The sequence below is a fragment of the Mesorhizobium sp. BR1-1-13 genome, assembly GCF_020165515.1.
Lineage (GTDB): Bacteria > Pseudomonadota > Alphaproteobacteria > Rhizobiales > Rhizobiaceae > Mesorhizobium.
Map to the genome: position 1 here is coordinate 253,751 of NZ_JAIUIH010000008.1, position 17,820 is coordinate 271,570.

A 17,820-nucleotide genomic window follows, 5' to 3' on the forward strand; every position below is an offset into this window, starting at 1 on the left:
CCTTCTTGGCACGGCGCGGAAGCGTCCGCCCCAACTACCCCAGCCACCACCACAGCGCCGCGATTACCGCCACAACCGCCGCCAGACTCAACCCCAGCATGATGTAGGAGCCCTTGATGATGTCGGCGATGATCTTCTTGATGGTCTCGCGGTCGTTGAGGTTGGGGAAGGGCTCGTTCGGTTGCGCTACGTCGAGGAAATGGCAGAGCGGAGCCCAGCCTTCGCTGACCTTGAACACCAGCAGCTTTTCCGGCGGCACCGCCGCCTTCACCTCCTCGACATAGGCGTTGTAGCGCGCCACGGCCTTGTCGCGGTCTCCCATGACCCCGGCAAGTGTACGGCCCCAGATCAGCTTCCGCGACATGTCGCCGAATTTCCGGCCGAATGGCGTCAGCCATTCCAGGATCTTGAACTGCCAGACATTCTCGGTGAAATAGATCGTATCGATGGTGCTCTCGTACCAGGCTTCCGCGCCGCGCGGGTGCAAGGTGAGCAGCACCTTGGCGTCGGGATAGGCGGCCATCAGTTCGCGCCACACGCAGCAGCCGGGATTGTCGACCGTCGCCTTGTAATTGCCGAACACCCGGCCCCAGTCCTGCTGCGTCCCGGGCGGGCTGTTGGCCACCTTGCGCCAGAAGTCGAGATGGCCTTTGTTGGCCTTGTTCATGATCACTTCCTGCATGTGGTAGCAGGGCAGGCCGAGCTTGTTCAGCGCGGCAAAGGTCGACCATGTGCCGGTGCGGCCGAAAACGGCCCCGATGAGCGTGAGCGTCATTTTGTTCCCCCGACCAAGGCAGCGTGCGCCCCGAAAGGACGTCTGGCGCTGCGATAACCCCAAGCAATACCCTTGCCCGGCAAAGACGCCGGGTCGCAGATCGTTTTTCTCGTTCATGCCAATCTGCTGGCAGGAGGTTGCGCCAGGGTTGGCATTCGCGCAACAGATTTCTACATGACCTGTCGGAGGCACCCGTCATCGAAGTTGGGCGACCGTTTCGAAGGCGCCCGAGCGGATCGGGATCCGGGCTGTTCGAACTTGGCGGGGCGGCCCACGTCTCACCCTCAAGTGAGACATTGCCGTCATTGATGCTTTCGCAAAAATCGGACGCCACGAGGGAGGCGGGCAGCGCCGCTGCCCGCCCTCGCAGCTCACTCAGCCGCGAGCTTGTCCTGCGTGTTCGTGTCGAAGTCGCTGGCGTCGTGGCGTTCGTGCAGCTGCATCGCGGGTTCGCCGAAGGCGCGGTTGACCATGCGTCCACGCTTGACCGCGGGGCGCTCGTCGATCGCCTTCGCCCAGCGCTGCACGTTCTTATAGTCCTGCACCGAAAGGAACTCGCCGGAATCATTATACATGCGGCCGAGCGCCAGTCCGCCATACCAGGGCCAGACCGCCATGTCGGCGATCGAGTAGCCGGCGCCGGAAAGATATTCGGTCTCGGCCAGGCGGCGGTCGAGCACGTCGAGCTGGCGCTTGGTTTCCATGGCAAAGCGGTCGATGGCATATTCGATCTTGGTCGGCGCGTAGGCATAGAAATGGCCGAAGCCGCCGCCGAGATAAGGGGCCGAGCCCATCTGCCAGAACAGCCAGGACAGTGTCTCGGCGCGCGCCGGCTGGTCGGTCGGCAGGAACTCGCCGAACTTTTCGGCGAGATAGGTGAGGATCGAACCGGACTCGAAGACGCGGATGGGCGTGGCGCCGCTGCGGTCCATCAGTGCGGGGATCTTGGAGTTCGGATTGACCTCGACGAAGCCGCTGCCGAACTGGTCGCCATCGTTGATCCTGATCAGCCAGGCGTCGTATTCGGCGCCCTTGTGGCCAAGCGCCAGCAATTCCTCCAGCATGATCGTCACCTTGACGCCGTTCGGCGTCGCCAGCGAATAGAGCTGCAACGGGTGCTTGCCCACCGGCAGCACCTTGTCATGCGTCGGGCCGGCGATCGGGCGGTTGATGCTGGCGAAGGCGCCGCCGCTCGGCTTATTCCAGGTCCATACTTTCGGCGGAGTGTATTCGGTCATCGCAGGGCCTCGTATTGTGGGGGAGAGACAGGTTAGAAACGGGACTGGCAGTTGCACCTACAGCTAGGGCTGCAAACGGGAAAGTTCAACTTGCGTTGAACTATTGTCAATGACCATGCCGCTCATCTTCCCTTCGGGTTTCGAAAGGATAGAGGGGATGCCCCCCAACCCCTTGCGCCTTGGTTCGCCTGCCATACCTATAGGAACGTGATCCCCAAGCCCGTCCAGGACAAGAGCATGCCCATCAATCCCAACAGACGCTCCGTCGTGGCGGTGCGCGCCACCATTCCAGACGATGCCTTCACTGCCGGGGCATTGGGCACGCTGCGCGAAGGCAGCGGCGTCGTTATCCGCGACAATGGGCTGGTGCTGACCATCGGCTATCTCATCACCGAGGCGGAAGAGGTGTGGCTTACCACCCATGACGGCCGCGTCGTGCCGGCGCATGCGCTGGCCTACGACCAGGAATCGGGCTTTGGCCTGGTTCAGGCGCTGGCGCCGCTTGGCCTGCCGGCGGTGGCGCTGGGCGACGCCGGCAGGGCCAGGATCGGGGACAGCGTGGTGCTCGCCGACGGCATCGGCCAGTCGGTTCAGGCCAGGATCGTCACCAAGCAGGAATTCGCCGGCTATTGGGAATATCTGCTCGAGGAAGCGATCTTCATCGCGCCGGCGCATCCTTCCTGGGGCGGCGCCGCGCTGTTCGATGCAAAGGGCGCGCTGCTCGGCGTCGGGTCGCTGCGCCTGCAGATGAGCCGCAACGGCGAGGTCGCCGATATCAACATGGTGGTGCCGATCGACCTGTTGCCGCCGATCCTCGACGATCTCCTGACGCGCGGCCAGGTGGCGCGGCCGCCACGGCCATGGCTCGGCGCCCTCTCGGCCGAAAGCGACGGCCGGGTGGTGGTGATGAGCGTGACCGAAGGCGGCCCAGCCGCCAAGGCGGGCCTGCGCGAGGGCGACGTCATCTCCGATATACGCGACGGCGCGGTCGATGGGCTGGCCGATTTCTATCGCAAGCTGTGGGACAGCGGTTCGGCCGGCGCCGAGATACCGATGCGGGTCCTGCGCGACGGCCGCGAAACCTGGCTGCGCGTCAAATCCGCCGATCGCGGCAGTTTCCTGAAGAAGCCGCAGTTGCAGTGATATCAGCCGCCTGATGCATCCCAGATTGCTCAAGACATTCCTGGCGGTGGCGCGTAGCCGCAATATCACGCGTGCCGCACGAGAAGTCCATCTGGCGCAGTCGAGCGTCAGCGACCAGATGCAGACGCTCGAGGCCGACCTCGGGACCGCGCTGTTCGTGCGCTCGCGCACTGGTCTGGATCTCACGCCAGCGGGCCGAACCTTGCAGCCTTACGCGGAAGAGTTGCTGATGCTGGCTGACGAGGCGCGCGCCGCCGTTCAGGCAGGTGCTGGGCAGGTAAGCGGCTCGCTGACGATCGGCGCTCCGGAGACGATCGCTTCGACCAGGCTTGCACACTGGCTCGCGCGGTTTCAGGCCACCCACCCCGACATTGCCTTTCGCTTGACGGTCGCCGGCAGCGGTGAGCTGTTGCGCAAGCTCGGCGACGGCGAAATCGATGTGGCCTTCTGCTTTGACCGCGGCGATGCCTTCAAGCGCGATGAACGGCTGGCGAGGCGAACCGTATCGGCTGAACCCCTGGTGCTGGTCGGCCCTCCAGGGCAGGAGGAAGTGCGGGAGGAACTCGCCGGGCTTGCCGCGATGAATTTTGTCGCCACCGAGCCCGGATGCGTCTACCGGCACCTGTTCGATACCGCCTTCACCGAGGCAGGCCTCGCGGCGCCGAAGCCGGCGTGCGAAGTCGGCAGCATCGGCACCATCGCCGGCCTGGTGGCGGCGGGTGCCGGTTTTGCGCTGGTGCCGCATATGGCCGTGGCCGAGGCGCTGGAGCGGGGCGAACTCATTGAAATGCCGTGGCCAGGCGCGGCCCGCACGGTTGCGCTCGCCATGATCTGACGGCGCAGGCGCGTGCAACCGCCAGCCCTGAAGTTGCTGCTGACGGCCGCAGGCGGGAGCTTCGCGCCGGTCAAACCAGCCGATGCCCGCCCTCGACATGCAACGTCGTCCCTGTCGTAAAACCATTGCGCATCAGGAAGCCGATGGCCGAGGCGATGTCGTCGGGCCGACCGACCCGGCCGGCGGGCAGCCGCTCTGCCATGGCATTGAGCATCTCGTCTTTCCGATCGCCGGCAACATAAGCCCAGATCGAGGTGTCGACCCAGCCCGGCGACACAGCGTTGACACGGATCGGCGCGAGTTCGACCGCCAGCGCCCGCACCAACCCTTCCAGGGCCGCGTTGACGGCGGCTACGACCGAGCCGCGCGCCGCCGGCCTGTAGGCGGCAATGCCCGAGGTGAAGGTGATGGAGCCCGTCGATGACAGCCGGGGCGCACCATGCTTTGCGAGCAGCAGCGGTCCGTAGAGCTTGCTTTCAACTACCCTTTGCGCAGCCTTGAGGTCCAGCGCGGGCAACAGTTGATAGGCACCCTCGATGTCGGCGGCGGTGCTGACGATATGGTCGAGCTGGCCGATCCGCTCGAACAGGGCGGCGACCTCGTCCTCGCGGGTGATGTCGGCCACAATGGTGTCCAGCGTGGCGGGGTTGCCCAGCGTCTCGCGGGCATGGTGCAGCTTGTCCGCGCTGCGCCCCGCGATGATCACGCCGGCGCCGGCATCAAGGCAATGCCGCGCCAGTGCCAGGCCCATGCCGGAGCCGCCGCCGACGATGAGGGTTTTTGTGTTGGAAATGTCCATGTCCGCAGCCCTTGTCTTGATGATCGATGGCAGGGAATTGACTGACAGGTGCAGGCGATGGAAACGGAAGAAGCCGATAGCGTCATCGGAATATCCGATGGATAGGCCATAACGGAAAGCCGCGATGGCGCTGCCGCCTAAGAAAAGCTGCCATGCTTTTTTCGCGTGGCGGCCTTTTTGCGGGAGGACGTCAGGAAGAGAAGCGATCAAAGAGAATCAAGATGCCGCTCCATCTCCTTGTTCGGGCTTGAGAAGATCAAGCCGCAGCCTTGGGCTTCCTGACGGCGTGCTTTCTAGCGATGTGCTTGCGGGTGTGCTTGCGGTGCTTCTTGAGATGATTGACGTGCTTGTGCGCGGCCGCCTCGACCTGGTTCTTCGCCGCGTGGCCGCCGTCCAGGTAATGCTTATGGCAGCGCCGCTTCTCTCTTCTCCGCTGTGGGAAAGGGGCGCTGCGTCCGCTGCGGCGCTTCCGCCTCTTTCCCCGCCGCTGTCATTCGCGTATGGGCCGGGACAATTCCCTTACATCATCATCCCGGACCACTCATGATCAGACTGGAAAGCATCAGCAAGCAGAACGGCCGTCAGCTTGTCTTCATCGAGGCCTCGGCCGCCTTGCAGAAGGGCGAGAAGGTCGGCCTCGTCGGCCCCAACGGCGCCGGCAAGACGACCTTGTTTCGCATGATCACGGGGCAGGAGCAGCCCGACGAGGGCCAGGTGCAGGTCGATCGCGGCGTCACCATCGGCTATTTCAGCCAGGATGTCGGCGACATGGACGGCCGCAGCGCGGTGGCCGAAGTGATGAACGGCGCCGGGCCGGTGAGCGAAGTGGCGGCCGAGATGGCGGCGCTGGAAGCGGCGATGGCCGATCCCGAGCAGGCGGACCGGATGGACGAGATCATCGAGCGTTATGGCGAGGCGCAGCACCGCTTCGAGGAGCTCGACGGCTATGCGCTCGACGGCCGTGCGAGGGAAGTGCTCGACGGTCTTGGCTTTTCGCAGGAGATGATGGATGGCGACGTCGGAAAACTCTCCGGCGGCTGGAAGATGCGCGTGGCGCTGGCGCGCATTCTGCTGATGCGGCCCGACGCCATGCTGCTCGACGAACCGTCGAACCATCTGGACCTGGAAAGCCTGATCTGGCTGGAGCAGTTCCTGAAGAATTATGACGGCGCGCTCCTGATGACCTCGCACGACCGCGAGTTCATGAACCGCATCGTCAACAAGGTGGTGGAGATCGACGGCGGGTCGCTTACCGCCTATTCCGGCAATTACGAATTCTTCCAGCAGCAGCGCGCGATCGCGGACAAGCAGCAGCAGGCGCAGTTCGAGCGCCAGCAGGCGATGCTGGCCAAGGAGATCGCCTTTATCGAACGGTTCAAGGCGCGCGCTTCCCATGCCGCGCAGGTGCAGAGCCGGGTGAAGAAGCTCGACAAGATCGACCGTGTCGAGCCGCCCAAGCGCCGGCAGACGGTGAATTTCGAGTTCCAGCCGGCGCCGCGCTGCGGCGAGGACGTGGTGACGCTAAAGAACGTGCACAAGGCCTATGGCAGGCGCTCGATCTATGAGGGGCTGGACTTCCAGGTGCGCCGCCGCGAGCGCTGGTGCATCATGGGCGTCAATGGCGCCGGCAAGTCGACGCTGTTGAAATTGGTGGCCGGCGCGTCCGATCCCGACCAGGGCTCGGTGGCGCGCGGTCCGAGCGTCAAGATGGGCTATTTCGCCCAGCATGCCATGGAACTGCTCGACGGCGAGCGCACCGTGTTCCAGACGCTGGAGGACAATTTTCCGCAGGCCGGCCAGGCGCCGCTTCGGGCACTCGCCGGCTGCTTCGGTTTTTCCGGTGACGAGATCGAGAAGAAGTGCCGGGTGCTTTCGGGCGGCGAAAAGGCGCGGCTGGTGATGGCGCTGATGCTGTTCGATCCGCCCAACCTCCTGGTGCTGGATGAGCCGACCAACCATCTCGACATCGCCACCAAGCAGATGCTGATCGAGGCGCTGTCGCAGTATGAGGGCACCATGCTGTTCGTCTCGCACGACCGCCATTTCCTGGCGGCGCTGTCCAACCGCGTGCTGGAACTAACGCCGGAAGGCATCCATACCTATGGTGGCGGCTACACCGAATATGTCGAGCGCACCGGGCAGGAGGCACCGGGACTAAGGAGCTAGCGCAGAGGCTACTCTCCGGAAACGGCCGTGGCACGCTGCGCCGTCATTTCCGAAAAGAGCCAATCGCGAAAAGCCTTCACCTTGCGCCGGCGGACCGCGTCCGGAGGGTAGACTAGGTAGAAGCTGGAAACCGATTTCAGCGCGTGGCCGAAAGGGCGGACAAGCCTTCCGGTGGCGAGGTCGGCCGCAACGAGCATGGTCCGGCCAAGCACCACGCCTTCGCCTTGCACGGCCGACTCGACCGCGAAAGTGGCGGAATCGAAGGTAATCCCGCTCCGCGGATCCACGCCTTCCACTCCCGCGCTGGACAGCCAGGCCGCCCAGCCGATCGGGAAACCATCATGGATCAGCGTGTGGTGCCTGAGATCGTCGGGCTTCTCCAGGGGCCAGGCGCCCTGCATGAGCCTCGGGCTGCACACCGGAAACACCTCCTCGCCAGTGAGGAATTCCGATGTGAGCCCCGGATAGTTTCCCGCGCCATAGCGGATGGCGACGTCGATGCCGTCGCCAAGGAAATTGGTCAACCTGCCGGTCGTCGAAATCCTGACGTCGATGTCGCCGTGCGCGCGATGAAAGCGATAGAGCCGCGGCACCAGCCATTTTCCCGCGAAGCCGTCGGAGGTGGAGACGTTCAATGTCGAGCCCGAATGGGCGGCGGTCGCCGATTGGGTGGCGGCCGCGAGCTGGTCGAGCATCTCGTGGACCGCCCTCGCATAGGGTTCGCCGACGGCGGTGAGGCGCACCGAGCGCGTCGCGCGTTCAAACAAAAGCACGCCGAGCTGTTCCTCAAGGTGCTTGATCGCCCGGCTGACGGCGCCGTGCGTGACGTTGAGCTCGTCGGCTGCCCTGGAGAAATTCAAATGCCGAGCGGCGGCCTCGAAGGCCGGCAGCGCGTTGAGTGGGGGAAGTCTGCGGATCATGGCCAATCTGTGAGGTTTGATCACAAATCCTTGCCAAAGTTTGGATTGTCTGTCCAGCGCATGCTGGACAGAATGCTCGCAGGATTTGTGATCAAACCTCACGAGAGCAGCATGGCTACCGTTCACCCCTTCCTCTGGTTCAATCTCAACGCCGAAGAGGCGCGCGACTTCTATCTGTCTGTGTTCAAGAATGGTCGAGCGCTTGAAGCGATCGAGTTCACCGACTTCGTCGGCGGCACGAACAAAACGGTGCCGCACGCGATCTTCGACTTCGAGCTCGAGGGCCAGCGCTTCACCGCGCTCAATGCCGGCTCGATGCCGCCCTTCAATGAGCGGATCTCGCTCTACATCGAGACCAAGGACCAGGCCGAGACAGATTATTACTGGAACGCGCTGACGGCGGGCGGCGGCGCTGAAAAGCCTTGCGGCTGGCTGAGGGACAAATTCGGCGTCTACTGGCAGGTGATCCCGCAAGCGGCACTGGGCCTGATGAACGACCCGGACCGCGACAAGGCCGGGCGGGCGCGGCAGGCGATGTACAAGATGAGCAAGATCATTGTCGCCGACATCGAGGCGGCCCACGCCGGCAAGGCGCAATCCAGCAGTCCATCCTGAAGACGGAGGTTCCCATGGCATCGCTCAAGGGCAAGAGAATTATTGTCGTCGGAGGCAGTTCCGGCATAGGGCTCGGCGTAGCGGCAGCCGCGCTGGAGCGCGGCGCGGAGCTGGTGATCGTCGGCCGCTCGGGCGAAAAGCTCAAGGCCGCGGAACGGACGCTCGGCGCGGGCGGTCGCGTGCGAAGCCTTTCCGCTGATATGACTGATGAGGCGGACATTGCCCGGATATTCCAGGAAACCGGTGCCTTCGACCACTTCGTCTCGACGGCCGGCACGCCGCCGCCCAACGACCCGATCGGCCAGACCGATATGGACTTCGTGCGGCGCTTCGTCGACAACAAGCTGATCGGCGCCGTGATGCTCGCCAAACATGGCGTGCGCACGCTGAAAGCCGGAGGGTCCATGACCTTCACCTCAGGCATCAACAAGGACCGCCCGCCGGTCCCCGGAGGCTCGGTCGTTTCCGCGATCGCCGGTTCATTCAGCTATTTCGCCCGGGCTCTGGCGTTGGAGCTGGCCCCGACGCGCGTCAACATCGTGTCGCCGGGATGGGTCGACACGCCGATGTGGGACGAACTCGTCGGTGAGGCCAAATCCGGTTTTTTCGCCGGTATGGCCGCCCGCCTGCCCGCGAGGAAGGTCGCTACGCCCGCCGACGTCGCCCCTGCCTATCTCTACCTCATGGAAAGCGAATTCACGACTGGCGAGACGATCCGCATCGATGGCGGACAGAACCTGATCTAGTTGGCATCGCAGGTCGTCAAAGGTCACGCATCGATGCGGCGCCACCTGGGTTTGAACGATACCGCCCGCAGTCCGGCGTCGTGCACGCGATTGACGAATGTGTCGTTGACGAACACCGGGGACGCGCGCATCGGCAGCTTGAAAATTTCGGCGGTGCCGATCTTGTCCGCGTCGAATTCGTATCGCTCGATCGCGAGAATGGCGCCGTCATCGAAATAGACGATTCCCGACCGCTCCTCGTCCAGCGCATCGATTACGGTGGTCGCGTTGAAGAGCCAGACCTCTTCCCCGCGCAACGGGATCAGCTGGCCATAGGGCAGCAGATATGCCTCCAGTGCATCGACGGCAGGCTTGCGCAAAAGCGGTGCATGCTCGCCAAGCCAGGGGAAGTCCGAATACAGGGGGTCGCCTTCCGACACGCGCCGCATGACCGGTGGGTCCCAGTTCTCGAGGGGTGTTCCGTCAAGGGCGGAGAAGACCTCGTAGTAGGCCTCGTCGACCGGAAGCACCCATTCCTGGCCCTCGACAACCGCGAATTCGTAAATGGTCGTCATGGTCGGCGTTCCCAAGTTCTGTCCCGCTTCCGCTTCTGCGATTCCATCGGAGTCTTCTCCGCGGCATTTTCGAGAGCACAGACCCTCCTTGCTACACGGGGAAGGCCGGCGCAAGGCGGTTGACCCGGCAGGCCATCCGGCCGATAGGTCCGCTAAAAATCCCGAGAACGCCATGACCACACAGCTCCACGATGCGACGACGGCCGAAGCTGAGCCCGTTTCCGATGCCGACACCGCCTGGCAGGACGACATCCGCGCCGGCGTGCGCCATGTGCGCGATCTGGCCGTGCTGCCGCTGTCGCCGGGCGAACGCGCGGCGGCCCAGGAAGCAGCCTCCCGCCACAAGGTGCGCATCCCCAAATCCTATCTCGACCTGATCGACTGGGAAGACCCCGCCGATCCTATCCGGGCGCAGGTCATCCCGTCTCCCGACGAGCTGGTGACCGGCGAAGGCGAGCTCGACGACCCGATCGGCGACCACGCCTTCAGCCCGGTTCCTAGGCTGACGCATCGCCATGCCGACCGGGTGCTGCTGTTTCCCACCTATCAATGCGCGGTCTATTGCCGCTTCTGCTTCCGCAAGGAGTCCCTGACCTCGATCGGACGCGGCTATACGCGCGAAGCCCTGGGGCCGGCGCTCGCCTATATCGCTTCCCACCCCGAAATCCGCGAGGTGATCCTGACTGGCGGCGATCCGCTCTCGCTGCCCGACAAGGCGCTCAGCGAAATCCGCGCCCGCATCGAGGCGATCGCGCATGTGCGGCTGATGCGCATCCACACCCGCGTGCCGGTCGTGCTGCCTTCACGCATCACGCCAGGGCTGATCGCTGCCTTGCAGGGCCGGCTGATGATCACGGTCGTCACCCATTTCAACCATCCGCGCGAGATCACCGATGCGACCGAGGCGGCCTGCCGCGGCTTGCGGCAGGCGGGTTTCGTGCTGCTCAACCAGAGCGTCCTCCTCAAGGGCGTCAACGACACTGTCGAGGTGCAGGAAGAACTCTGCCGCGAGCTGATGTACCGCCTGGGGGTAAAGCCCTACTACCTCCACCATGGCGACCTCGCGCGCGGCATGGCGCACCGCCGCACCACGATCGCCGAAGGCCAGGCGCTGGTGGGCGCGCTGCGCGCGCGCCTGTCCGGCATCTGCAATCCGGTCTACGTGCTTGACCTGCCCGACGGTGGCGGCAAGGTGCCGATCGGGCCGGATTATGTGGAAGACCGCGACGGCGGCAACTGGCGCATTCGTGGGCAGGATGGAGAGGTGAGGGAATACATCGAAGTGGTGAGCCAGCTCTGAGCCGACATTCCCGGCGGGCGACCGTGCAATCAGGCGTTGTCGCGCCCCGGGATAAATGCATATTGTGAGCGATTCGCGGATTGCGGGGCATGGCGGGTGGCAGCAGCAGACAGCAGTCAAAGCGTTGTGCCGCAAAGGCAATTCGTCGACGCCGGGGTTCGGCGCTGCGTGCTGGACACGGTGGGCCTCGCGCCCCGGCAAGCCGTTGCGTTGTGGCAGGAGAATATCGGCCTGCTCTACGACGTTCGCCTGCGCAACGCGGGCGATGAGCGGTTTCATTTCCACGCCGATGCCTTTCACTTCGGCGAGATCGTCCTCACCTCGTATGGATGCATCGCGCAAAGCTTCGATCGCTCTCGCGCCCGGATCGGCCGCGACGGCCTCGATCACATCACTGTGCAGGTCTGCCTGCGCGGAAGCCATGGACGGCGCGATGGCGCATCGAATGAAAAGGCCTCATCCGGGGACCTGATCGTGGCCGACCTGGCACAGGCCCAGTCGACGGGCACCTCCGATTTCGACAGCCTCAACCTGACCATGCCGCGCCGCCTGCTGGCGCCATTCCTGAAGGCGCCGGACGAGCACAATATGCGCGTCATTTCCGGCAACGCGCCGTTGGCGGCGCTGTTGCGCGGGCATCTTGTGGGCCTCTATGGCGCCGCGCCCGCAATGAGCCATCAGGACGCCGAGGCGGTGATCGGGCCGACGCTGGAACTCGCCGCCGCGGCCGTGAATTCGGCTGTGGCGGAGGAGAACGCCGCTTCGGTCCACCTGGCGCTTACTGGCGAGATCCGTCGCCACATCGACGCGCATATCCGCAGCCGGCACCTCACCGCCGAGGCCATCGCCGCCATGTTCGGCATCTCCATGCGCAAGCTCTATTACCTCTTCGAGCCTCATGGCGGTCTTTCCAGATATATCCAGGAGGAGAGGCTGCGCCGCTGCCGCGCCGAGCTCGCCGATCCCGGCCGCCGGCACGAAAGCATTGCCGAGATCGCCGGTCGCTATGGTTTCGGTCACCGCAAGAGCTTCGTGCGCGCCTTCCGCCGCTCCTTCGACATGACCCCGCGGGAGATGCGGGCACACGCCGCCCAAGGGCGCAGCCAGTCCCTCGGCCATGGCGAGAACCGCACCATGTGGCACTGGATCCGCGAACTGCGATAGAGGCGGCGTGCCGGCCGAAAGGCAAATGAATCAATGGACAAGCGGTGTCCGATCAGCAGGCATGTGAAGAGCCTTCCCGTGCTTTCCGAGGCGATTTCCCCGATCGGTTGCACCAGCGGCCACATTCCTTGCGCCTCATGCCACATTTGCGCGGAGCCCTCACATAAGTCTTGAAATTCTGCCGCCGCCCGAGCGAAAAGCGGCCGAAGGCTCGCACCGCGTCGAGGGCACTGGAGGGGTTCATGGCTTTCGACACGGTCCAGGGCGGGGAGGCAGCAAACGGCGCCCGCCATCGGCGGCACCCCCTGAGGTTCTGAGCGGGGATCAAACGCAGGTGGCCGACCAGGACACCATCATAGTTCTGTCCACGGACGCGATCGCGGCCCGAGAGCGCGAAGCTGCCGTGCGCGAGTTCTATGGCCGCATCTGCATGCGGCTGGACCTTGCGCCCCTCGAACGCGGCGAGTTGCGGCTGAGCGCCTCCACCATCATCCTGCCAGGGGTGAGCGTGGCCCACGGGCAGGTCGCGCCCATGGCCTGGGAACGCACGGCCGCGCTCCAGCAGGACGCCAATGACGACGTGGTGGTGTCCTGGATCGCGGGCGGGTGGCGTTTCGATACCGCACGGCACGAGGCGGTTGAGACCTCGCCCGGCGCGCCCTGCATCATGCCGATGGACCGGAGCTGGCGAGCGAGGGCGCAGAACGGCGATTGGACGATCTGCGCCCGATTTGCCCGGTCGACGCTCACTCCTCTCCTTCGTCATGTCGGCGGTCTCAGGCCGGATGCCATCAATCCCGGCACGCCTGAAGCGCGGCTTCTGCTGGCCTATATCGAGGCGGTGGCGCGTGGGGCGATCAGCCCCGGTCTGGCGCCGCTGGCCGCCCAGCACATTGCCGATCTCTTCGCCGCGGCGGTCGGCGCCAACCGCGAGGTCGACAAGGTGGTCGCCGGTCGCGGCGTTCGCGCCGCCCGCATGCATGCCATCAAGCGTTATATCGAAGAGAACCTGCATCGAGCGCGCCTCTCCGCCGAGACGGCGGGCCGGGGGCTGGGGCTCAGCCCGCGCTACATCAGGCGCCTTTTCGCCGAAGAGGGGCAGGGCTTTTCCGACTATGTCATGCAAAGACGGCTGGAGCGGGTCCACCGGCAGCTCGCCAGCCCGCTTTTTTCGGCAAGGCCGATCGCCGACCTGGCTTTCGAGGCGGGGCTGGTCGAACCATCGACCTTCTACCGGCAATTCCGGTCCCGCTATCGCATGACCCCATCGGAGGTGCGCGCCGGCCGCGCGCCATGAGACGCATGCGGCCGCTCACGCATGGCAAGTCGGTCCCCTGTTCCGTCAGTGCCACTTGCCTGTGCCGCCAGTGCGATACGCCTTTGTCCCGGCGCGGGCATGGTCGCGCCGGCGGACGCGGGTGCAACGGCATGCGCGGGAGCGGGGGCGAGCGGCCAGGCCTTCGTGACATCGGAAAGCTGGCCCTGGAGGTAAAAATGCGTGCGGCGAAAAGTTTGATACTGGGCATTACGGTTTTCTGCGCAATTCTTCCGACCGAGGTCTTCGCGGCCTACAAATGCATGAATCCGGCAATCTGCAGGGCGGTCTGCGGCAGCGAAACATGCGGCAAGATCGCCGCGCGCGATCCCGACATGAAGGCGCTGGACTTGTCCAAGGGCGCGTCCGGGCAGATCGCCGCCTCAAGCAGCGGGTCTTCGTCCGGGACCAGCTCCAGAAAAACCTACACCTGTTCGAACCCGGCGATCTGCATCGCGGTCTGCGGCAAGAAGACCTGTCCGTAACCAGAACGGACTCGGCGTATCATCAGAGGCGCCGGCGCGCTGCGCCTGCGCCTTTCGTGCGTGCACGCGGTCGGCGTGCCGGAAGGCTGCGGCATTCCCAGCCTGGTTCCTCTCGCTAATATTCGTGGGCGAGGACTTCAGTCCTGTCGCCGCCGAGCCCCTGATTTCTCTCCCTCAAAAGAATCTCATCGCGCCCGGGAATAAAGCGCGGGGCAGCAGGGTCTTCACTATAGCGGGGCTAATCTGACGGCCCGCGCCGAGGAAACGAAACAAGGACCTACAGAAATGACCAAGCTCGCTCTCAGCGTGGCTGCCATGATGCTTGCCTCGAGCGCTGCCTTCGCCGGCAGCGATCATGGCGCCAACAACGCCAACCAGCTGGTCGCTCCGGTCGACACCAATGCCACCGGCTCGATCGCCTACACCGCACGCCCCAATGGCGTCGACACCAAGATAAAGACGGGGCCGAGCCAGGGGTCGGTGCAGGACATCATCACCAGGCACAACAACGACAGCCTCTGGGGTCGCTGAATTCATGGAGCCGGGCCGGCCCTCCGACGGGCACCGGCCTCTCTTCGTCATTCCTTCCAGGACTTTGGCCATTCGCGACTTTAGCCGCCACCTCGAACAGGAGATCACCATGTTCACCATGACACGCCGCACAGTGCTTGGCACCGCCGTTGCCGCCGCCTTCGGCCTTGCCGGCAAGCTTGAATTCATCCGTCCGGCCTTCGCGCAAGCTCCGGTGGAGCCCGCCGTCGGCTTCTACAGATACAACGTCGGCGATATCGAGATCACCGCCATCTATGACGGCATCTGGCGCAAGCCGCACGACCCGGCCTTCATCAAGGATGTCTCGGTCGAGGACACCAAGGCAGCACTCGCCAAAGCGGGGCTGACCACCGACTTCATGCCCATCCCGCTCACTGTCGTTGTGCTCAAGATGGGCGGCAAGCTGATCATGATGGATGCCGGCTCGGGCGTCGGCCAGTGGCAGGCCAATGCCACGCATCTGCCGGCCAACATGGCCGCGGCCGGCATCGACTACAAGGCGATCGACACCGTCATGATCTCGCATTTCCACCCCGACCATGTCTGGGGCCTGATGGAAAAGGGCACCAGCGCGCCGGTGTTCCCCAATGCCGAGCTCATCGTCAACGCCACCGAATATAAGTGGTGGACCGACCCAAGCCGGCTGGCCAAGCTGCCCGAGGGCCGCAAGCCGGCGGGCAAGCGCATCGCTGAGAACTTTCCGAAATGGAAGAACTGGAAGCTGGTCGAGGACGGCGCCGAGGTCACGCCGGGCATCCAGATCATCGCCGCGCCCGGCCACACACCAGGCCATTCTGTCTACCTGGCCAACTCCGGCGACGAGCAGATCATGATCTCGGCCGACACCATGTATGTGCCGGCGCTGCTGGCGCCGCATCCAGAGTGGCAGGGCGCTTACGACCAGGACGGACCGACGGCAATCGCCACGCGCCACAAGATCATCGACCGGGTGATATCGGACAATATCCGCATTTCCGGGTCGCACTTCCCGTTCCCGGGCACCGGCACCTTCGTCAGGGACGGCAAGGCATACGGATTTACTCCGGTCCAGATCTGAGCACGAGCTTCCAACGCAAGCGAGAAAGACAATGAAACGATCCCTTTTGAGCAGAAATGCCCAGTCGGGCAGACATGCCCTGTTCGGCCTGCTCGGCGCCATTGCCGTGCTGACGGTGCTTCCGGTCGCGACAATCATGCCGGCCTATGCGGTCGACGACATAGAAGGCGCCGACGCGCCGGATCTCACTGCCGTCAAGGCCAAGATCGATGCCAAGGACTATTCCGGCGCATTGGCTGAGCTGCGCGATCTGGCGCAGGACACGCAGCAGGCGGACGTCTACAACCTGCTCGGCTTCACCCTGCGCAAGACCGGCGACTACAAGACCGCGCTCACCTACTACACCAAGGCGCTGGAGCTGAAGCCCGACCACAGGGCCGCCCGCGAATATCTGGGCGAGCTCTATGTCGAGACCGGCGATATGAACAAGGCCAAGGAGCAGCTGGCCTCGCTGCGGAAGTTGTGCCCGGCCGGGTGCGACGAGCTTTCCGACCTCCGGCAGGCCATCGACACAAAGGTGACGAAGTAGGCCCTTTCCTCTCTCGGAATGGGAGAGCTGGCTCGGAGAAGCCGAAACGGAGTGGGGCATTGGCACCGAGCTCGCCCCTTCGTCCACCACCATTGGGCGCTCGTGGCTGGTGCGCTTTGCCGGAGCCGGCATCCTCTCCCTCGCGCCGGCTCCGGCCTTTTCAACATCAGGCGCTTTGGCGCCTGCCCGTGCCAAAAAGATCGGAGGCTGACCATGACATTGATCGAACGCTCCGCGAAGCTGCAGGATCTTGCCGCTAAATACCATGTCGGGGACGTGGGCCTGCTTGCCGGACGCCTGCTTCTGTCTCTCATCTTTTTGCATGAGGGCGCCACGCTGGCCACCCATTTCGACGCCGCCGCCAGAGCGATGGCAGCGCTTGGTGTCAACCTGCCGCTGTTTGTCGCTACCGTCGCGTTGCAACTGGGGGCAGGGCTCTCCATCGCGTCAGGCCTGCTGACGCGGCTTGGCGCCATCGCGCTCAGCCTGTTCTGCTTGGCAACGGCCATGCTGTTCCACACCAATTTCGCCAGCCAGAACGAACTGCTGCATTTCGAAAAGGACCTGGCGATATCGGGCGGCATGTTCGTGCTGGCCGTTGCCGGCGCCGGCAGGGTCTCGCTGGACAGGCTGTTGACGCTCTATCTGCGGCAGCGCCGGAGCGGCGAGGACATGCCGGCCGCGCCGCCCACAGTGGAGAACCAATTGCCAGTGGACGTGAAGCCGCTGGTTTGAACGGCGCCGCCCTCGCACTCGCCCGGCTGGCCGCGCCTATTTCCCGCGCTTCGCTGGAACCAGCCTTGACCCCCCGCATTGCTTTAGCAGGGGCTCAAGGAGCGTGGCGTGAAAGCATTGTTGGGATTGGCCTGCGGTTTCGTTTTGACCCTTGCGGTGTTCGGTAGCGGTCTGGCCTTCGCCGTCTGGCTGATCACCGCGAACCCGCCGCGCCAGGCACCGGCCACCGTCAGCATCGCGGAGCTTTGGACCAAAACGGCGCGGCCGGTGGACAAAGCGGCGCAGAATCTCGAGCGCCTGCCGGCCGAGCAGCCCGCGCCCGCTAGTATCGAGCCCAAGCGCCAGGCCGGGGAGACCGACCCCGCTGCCACCGGCGCCATCACGCTCGCCACGGCCGAACTGCCGCAGCCGCATGTCGCCTGGTGCGCGAGCCGCTACCGCTCCTACCGGCCGCAGGACAACAGCTACATGTCCTATAGCGGGCAGCAGCGCCCCTGCATCTCGCCCTATCTCGACGCCGACCGTGCCGCGCCGCCCGCCGCCGAGGCCAGTTACGTCGAGGAAAACGGCGCCGACGCGGGCGCCTATGCGGCCGCCGGGGATGACGACCATGTCGCCTCCTGCTTCAGCCGCTACCGCTCCTACCGCCCGGAAGACAACAGCTACCAGCCCTATTCCGGCGGGCCGAGGCGGCAATGCCAATAGCGGGCGTCGCGCTTTCCGGCCGCATTCCACGCAAAATTCCACTCTTGCAGCGGTTTTTACCACGCCGCCTACCACGCCCGCACAAACACCACGCCCTTATCAAGCCGCCAACAGCGCAACGACGAACCGAGACGGTCGTGCGCTGAACGACCTGTCACTGCAAGATCCAGGGGGATCACGGTTGGCC

General features: G+C 64.6%; 19 protein-coding genes and 1 pseudogene. 15 read left to right on the forward strand and 5 right to left on the reverse strand.

Going from position 1 to position 17,820, the window contains the following annotated elements; all coding sequences use genetic code 11:
* Positions 1-34: 34 nt before the first annotated feature.
* Both LB533_RS19970 and yghU read right to left on the reverse strand, forming a co-directional pair.
* Positions 35-775, reverse strand: a complete 741-nt coding sequence (locus LB533_RS19970) for a sulfotransferase family protein (RefSeq protein ID WP_224678016.1) — start codon at positions 773-775, stop codon at positions 35-37.
* A 371-nt stretch (positions 776-1,146) separates the two neighbouring features.
* Positions 1,147-2,013, reverse strand: a complete 867-nt coding sequence (gene yghU, locus LB533_RS19975; protein WP_140499040.1) for a glutathione-dependent disulfide-bond oxidoreductase — start codon at positions 2,011-2,013, stop codon at positions 1,147-1,149.
* A 237-nt stretch (positions 2,014-2,250) separates the two neighbouring features.
* Here yghU and LB533_RS19980 point away from each other — a divergent pair, with 237 nt between their 5' ends.
* Both LB533_RS19980 and LB533_RS19985 read left to right on the forward strand, forming a co-directional pair.
* Positions 2,251-3,156, forward strand: a complete 906-nt coding sequence (locus tag LB533_RS19980) for a S1C family serine protease (RefSeq protein WP_140552302.1) — start codon at positions 2,251-2,253, stop codon at positions 3,154-3,156.
* Between the two features lie 13 nt (positions 3,157-3,169).
* Positions 3,170-4,111: pseudogene (locus tag LB533_RS19985) on the forward strand (LysR family transcriptional regulator).
* On the opposite strand, the gene LB533_RS19990 reads toward LB533_RS19985, so the two are convergent.
* On the reverse strand, positions 4,062-4,790 hold the full coding sequence (locus tag LB533_RS19990; RefSeq protein WP_140642734.1) for an SDR family oxidoreductase: 729 nt from the start codon (positions 4,788-4,790) through the stop codon (positions 4,062-4,064). The pseudogene LB533_RS19985 and the gene LB533_RS19990 sit on opposite strands and share 50 nt — an antisense overlap.
* 124 nt (positions 4,791-4,914) lie before the next feature.
* On the opposite strand from LB533_RS19990, the gene LB533_RS19995 reads away from it, so the two are divergent.
* Both LB533_RS19995 and LB533_RS20000 read left to right on the forward strand, forming a co-directional pair.
* Entirely contained in the window at positions 4,915-5,337 is a 423-nt protein-coding gene (locus LB533_RS19995; protein ID WP_140642736.1) for a hypothetical protein, read from the forward strand.
* The gene (locus LB533_RS20000) at positions 5,334-6,956 is read left to right on the forward strand and encodes an ABC-F family ATP-binding cassette domain-containing protein (protein ID WP_224678017.1); all 1,623 of its coding nucleotides are present in this window, start codon (positions 5,334-5,336) and stop codon (positions 6,954-6,956) included. The genes LB533_RS19995 and LB533_RS20000 overlap by 4 nt, the downstream gene beginning before the upstream one ends.
* A gap of 8 nt (positions 6,957-6,964) precedes the next feature.
* On the opposite strand, the gene gcvA is transcribed toward LB533_RS20000, so the two are convergent.
* Positions 6,965-7,876, reverse strand: coding sequence for a transcriptional regulator GcvA (gcvA, locus tag LB533_RS20005; RefSeq protein WP_140642739.1), 912 nt, complete (start codon positions 7,874-7,876; stop codon positions 6,965-6,967).
* 111 nt (positions 7,877-7,987) lie between these two features.
* Between gcvA and LB533_RS20010 the strand changes: the two genes are divergently transcribed.
* Together LB533_RS20010 and LB533_RS20015 are read left to right on the forward strand one after the other, a co-directional pair.
* Positions 7,988-8,491 carry a VOC family protein gene (locus LB533_RS20010; RefSeq protein WP_224678018.1) on the forward strand — a complete coding sequence of 168 codons (504 nt, stop codon included), beginning with the start codon at positions 7,988-7,990 and terminating at the stop codon, positions 8,489-8,491.
* Between the two features lie 14 nt (positions 8,492-8,505).
* Entirely contained in the window at positions 8,506-9,237 is a 732-nt protein-coding gene (locus LB533_RS20015; RefSeq protein WP_224678019.1) for an SDR family oxidoreductase, read from the forward strand.
* A 23-nt stretch (positions 9,238-9,260) separates the two neighbouring features.
* On the opposite strand, the gene LB533_RS20020 is transcribed toward LB533_RS20015, so the two are convergent.
* Entirely contained in the window at positions 9,261-9,791 is a 531-nt protein-coding gene (locus LB533_RS20020) for an imm11 family protein (protein ID WP_224678020.1), read from the reverse strand.
* 172 nt (positions 9,792-9,963) lie between these two features.
* Here LB533_RS20020 and LB533_RS20025 point away from each other — a divergent pair, with 172 nt between their 5' ends.
* From LB533_RS20025 to LB533_RS20065, 9 genes are all read left to right on the forward strand, one after another.
* A complete protein-coding gene (locus LB533_RS20025; RefSeq protein ID WP_224678021.1) occupies positions 9,964-11,091 on the forward strand; it encodes a KamA family radical SAM protein in 1,128 nt (375 codons plus the stop codon).
* Positions 11,092-11,127: 36 nt separating this feature from the next.
* Positions 11,128-12,255 (forward strand): helix-turn-helix domain-containing protein, encoded by a 1,128-nt coding sequence (locus LB533_RS20030; protein ID WP_140642747.1) that lies wholly within the window; start codon positions 11,128-11,130, stop codon positions 12,253-12,255.
* Positions 12,256-12,589: 334 nt separating this feature from the next.
* A complete protein-coding gene (locus LB533_RS30045) occupies positions 12,590-13,552 on the forward strand; it encodes a helix-turn-helix transcriptional regulator (protein ID WP_140642749.1) in 963 nt (320 codons plus the stop codon).
* 131 nt (positions 13,553-13,683) lie between these two features.
* A complete protein-coding gene (locus tag LB533_RS20040) occupies positions 13,684-14,055 on the forward strand; it encodes a hypothetical protein (protein WP_224678022.1) in 372 nt (123 codons plus the stop codon).
* 285 nt (positions 14,056-14,340) lie between these two features.
* On the forward strand, positions 14,341-14,586 hold the full coding sequence (locus LB533_RS20045; RefSeq protein WP_140642753.1) for a DUF680 domain-containing protein: 246 nt from the start codon (positions 14,341-14,343) through the stop codon (positions 14,584-14,586).
* Positions 14,587-14,695: 109 nt separating this feature from the next.
* Positions 14,696-15,664 carry an MBL fold metallo-hydrolase gene (locus LB533_RS20050; RefSeq protein WP_140642755.1) on the forward strand — a complete coding sequence of 323 codons (969 nt, stop codon included), beginning with the start codon at positions 14,696-14,698 and terminating at the stop codon, positions 15,662-15,664.
* A gap of 31 nt (positions 15,665-15,695) precedes the next feature.
* Positions 15,696-16,193, forward strand: coding sequence for a tetratricopeptide repeat protein (locus LB533_RS20055; RefSeq protein ID WP_140642756.1), 498 nt, complete (start codon positions 15,696-15,698; stop codon positions 16,191-16,193).
* A 213-nt stretch (positions 16,194-16,406) separates the two neighbouring features.
* Positions 16,407-16,928 (forward strand): DoxX family protein, encoded by a 522-nt coding sequence (locus LB533_RS20060; RefSeq protein WP_140642758.1) that lies wholly within the window; start codon positions 16,407-16,409, stop codon positions 16,926-16,928.
* 108 nt (positions 16,929-17,036) lie between these two features.
* Positions 17,037-17,633 carry a BA14K family protein gene (locus tag LB533_RS20065; RefSeq protein ID WP_140642759.1) on the forward strand — a complete coding sequence of 199 codons (597 nt, stop codon included), beginning with the start codon at positions 17,037-17,039 and terminating at the stop codon, positions 17,631-17,633.
* The last annotated feature ends 187 nt before the right edge of the window (positions 17,634-17,820 follow it).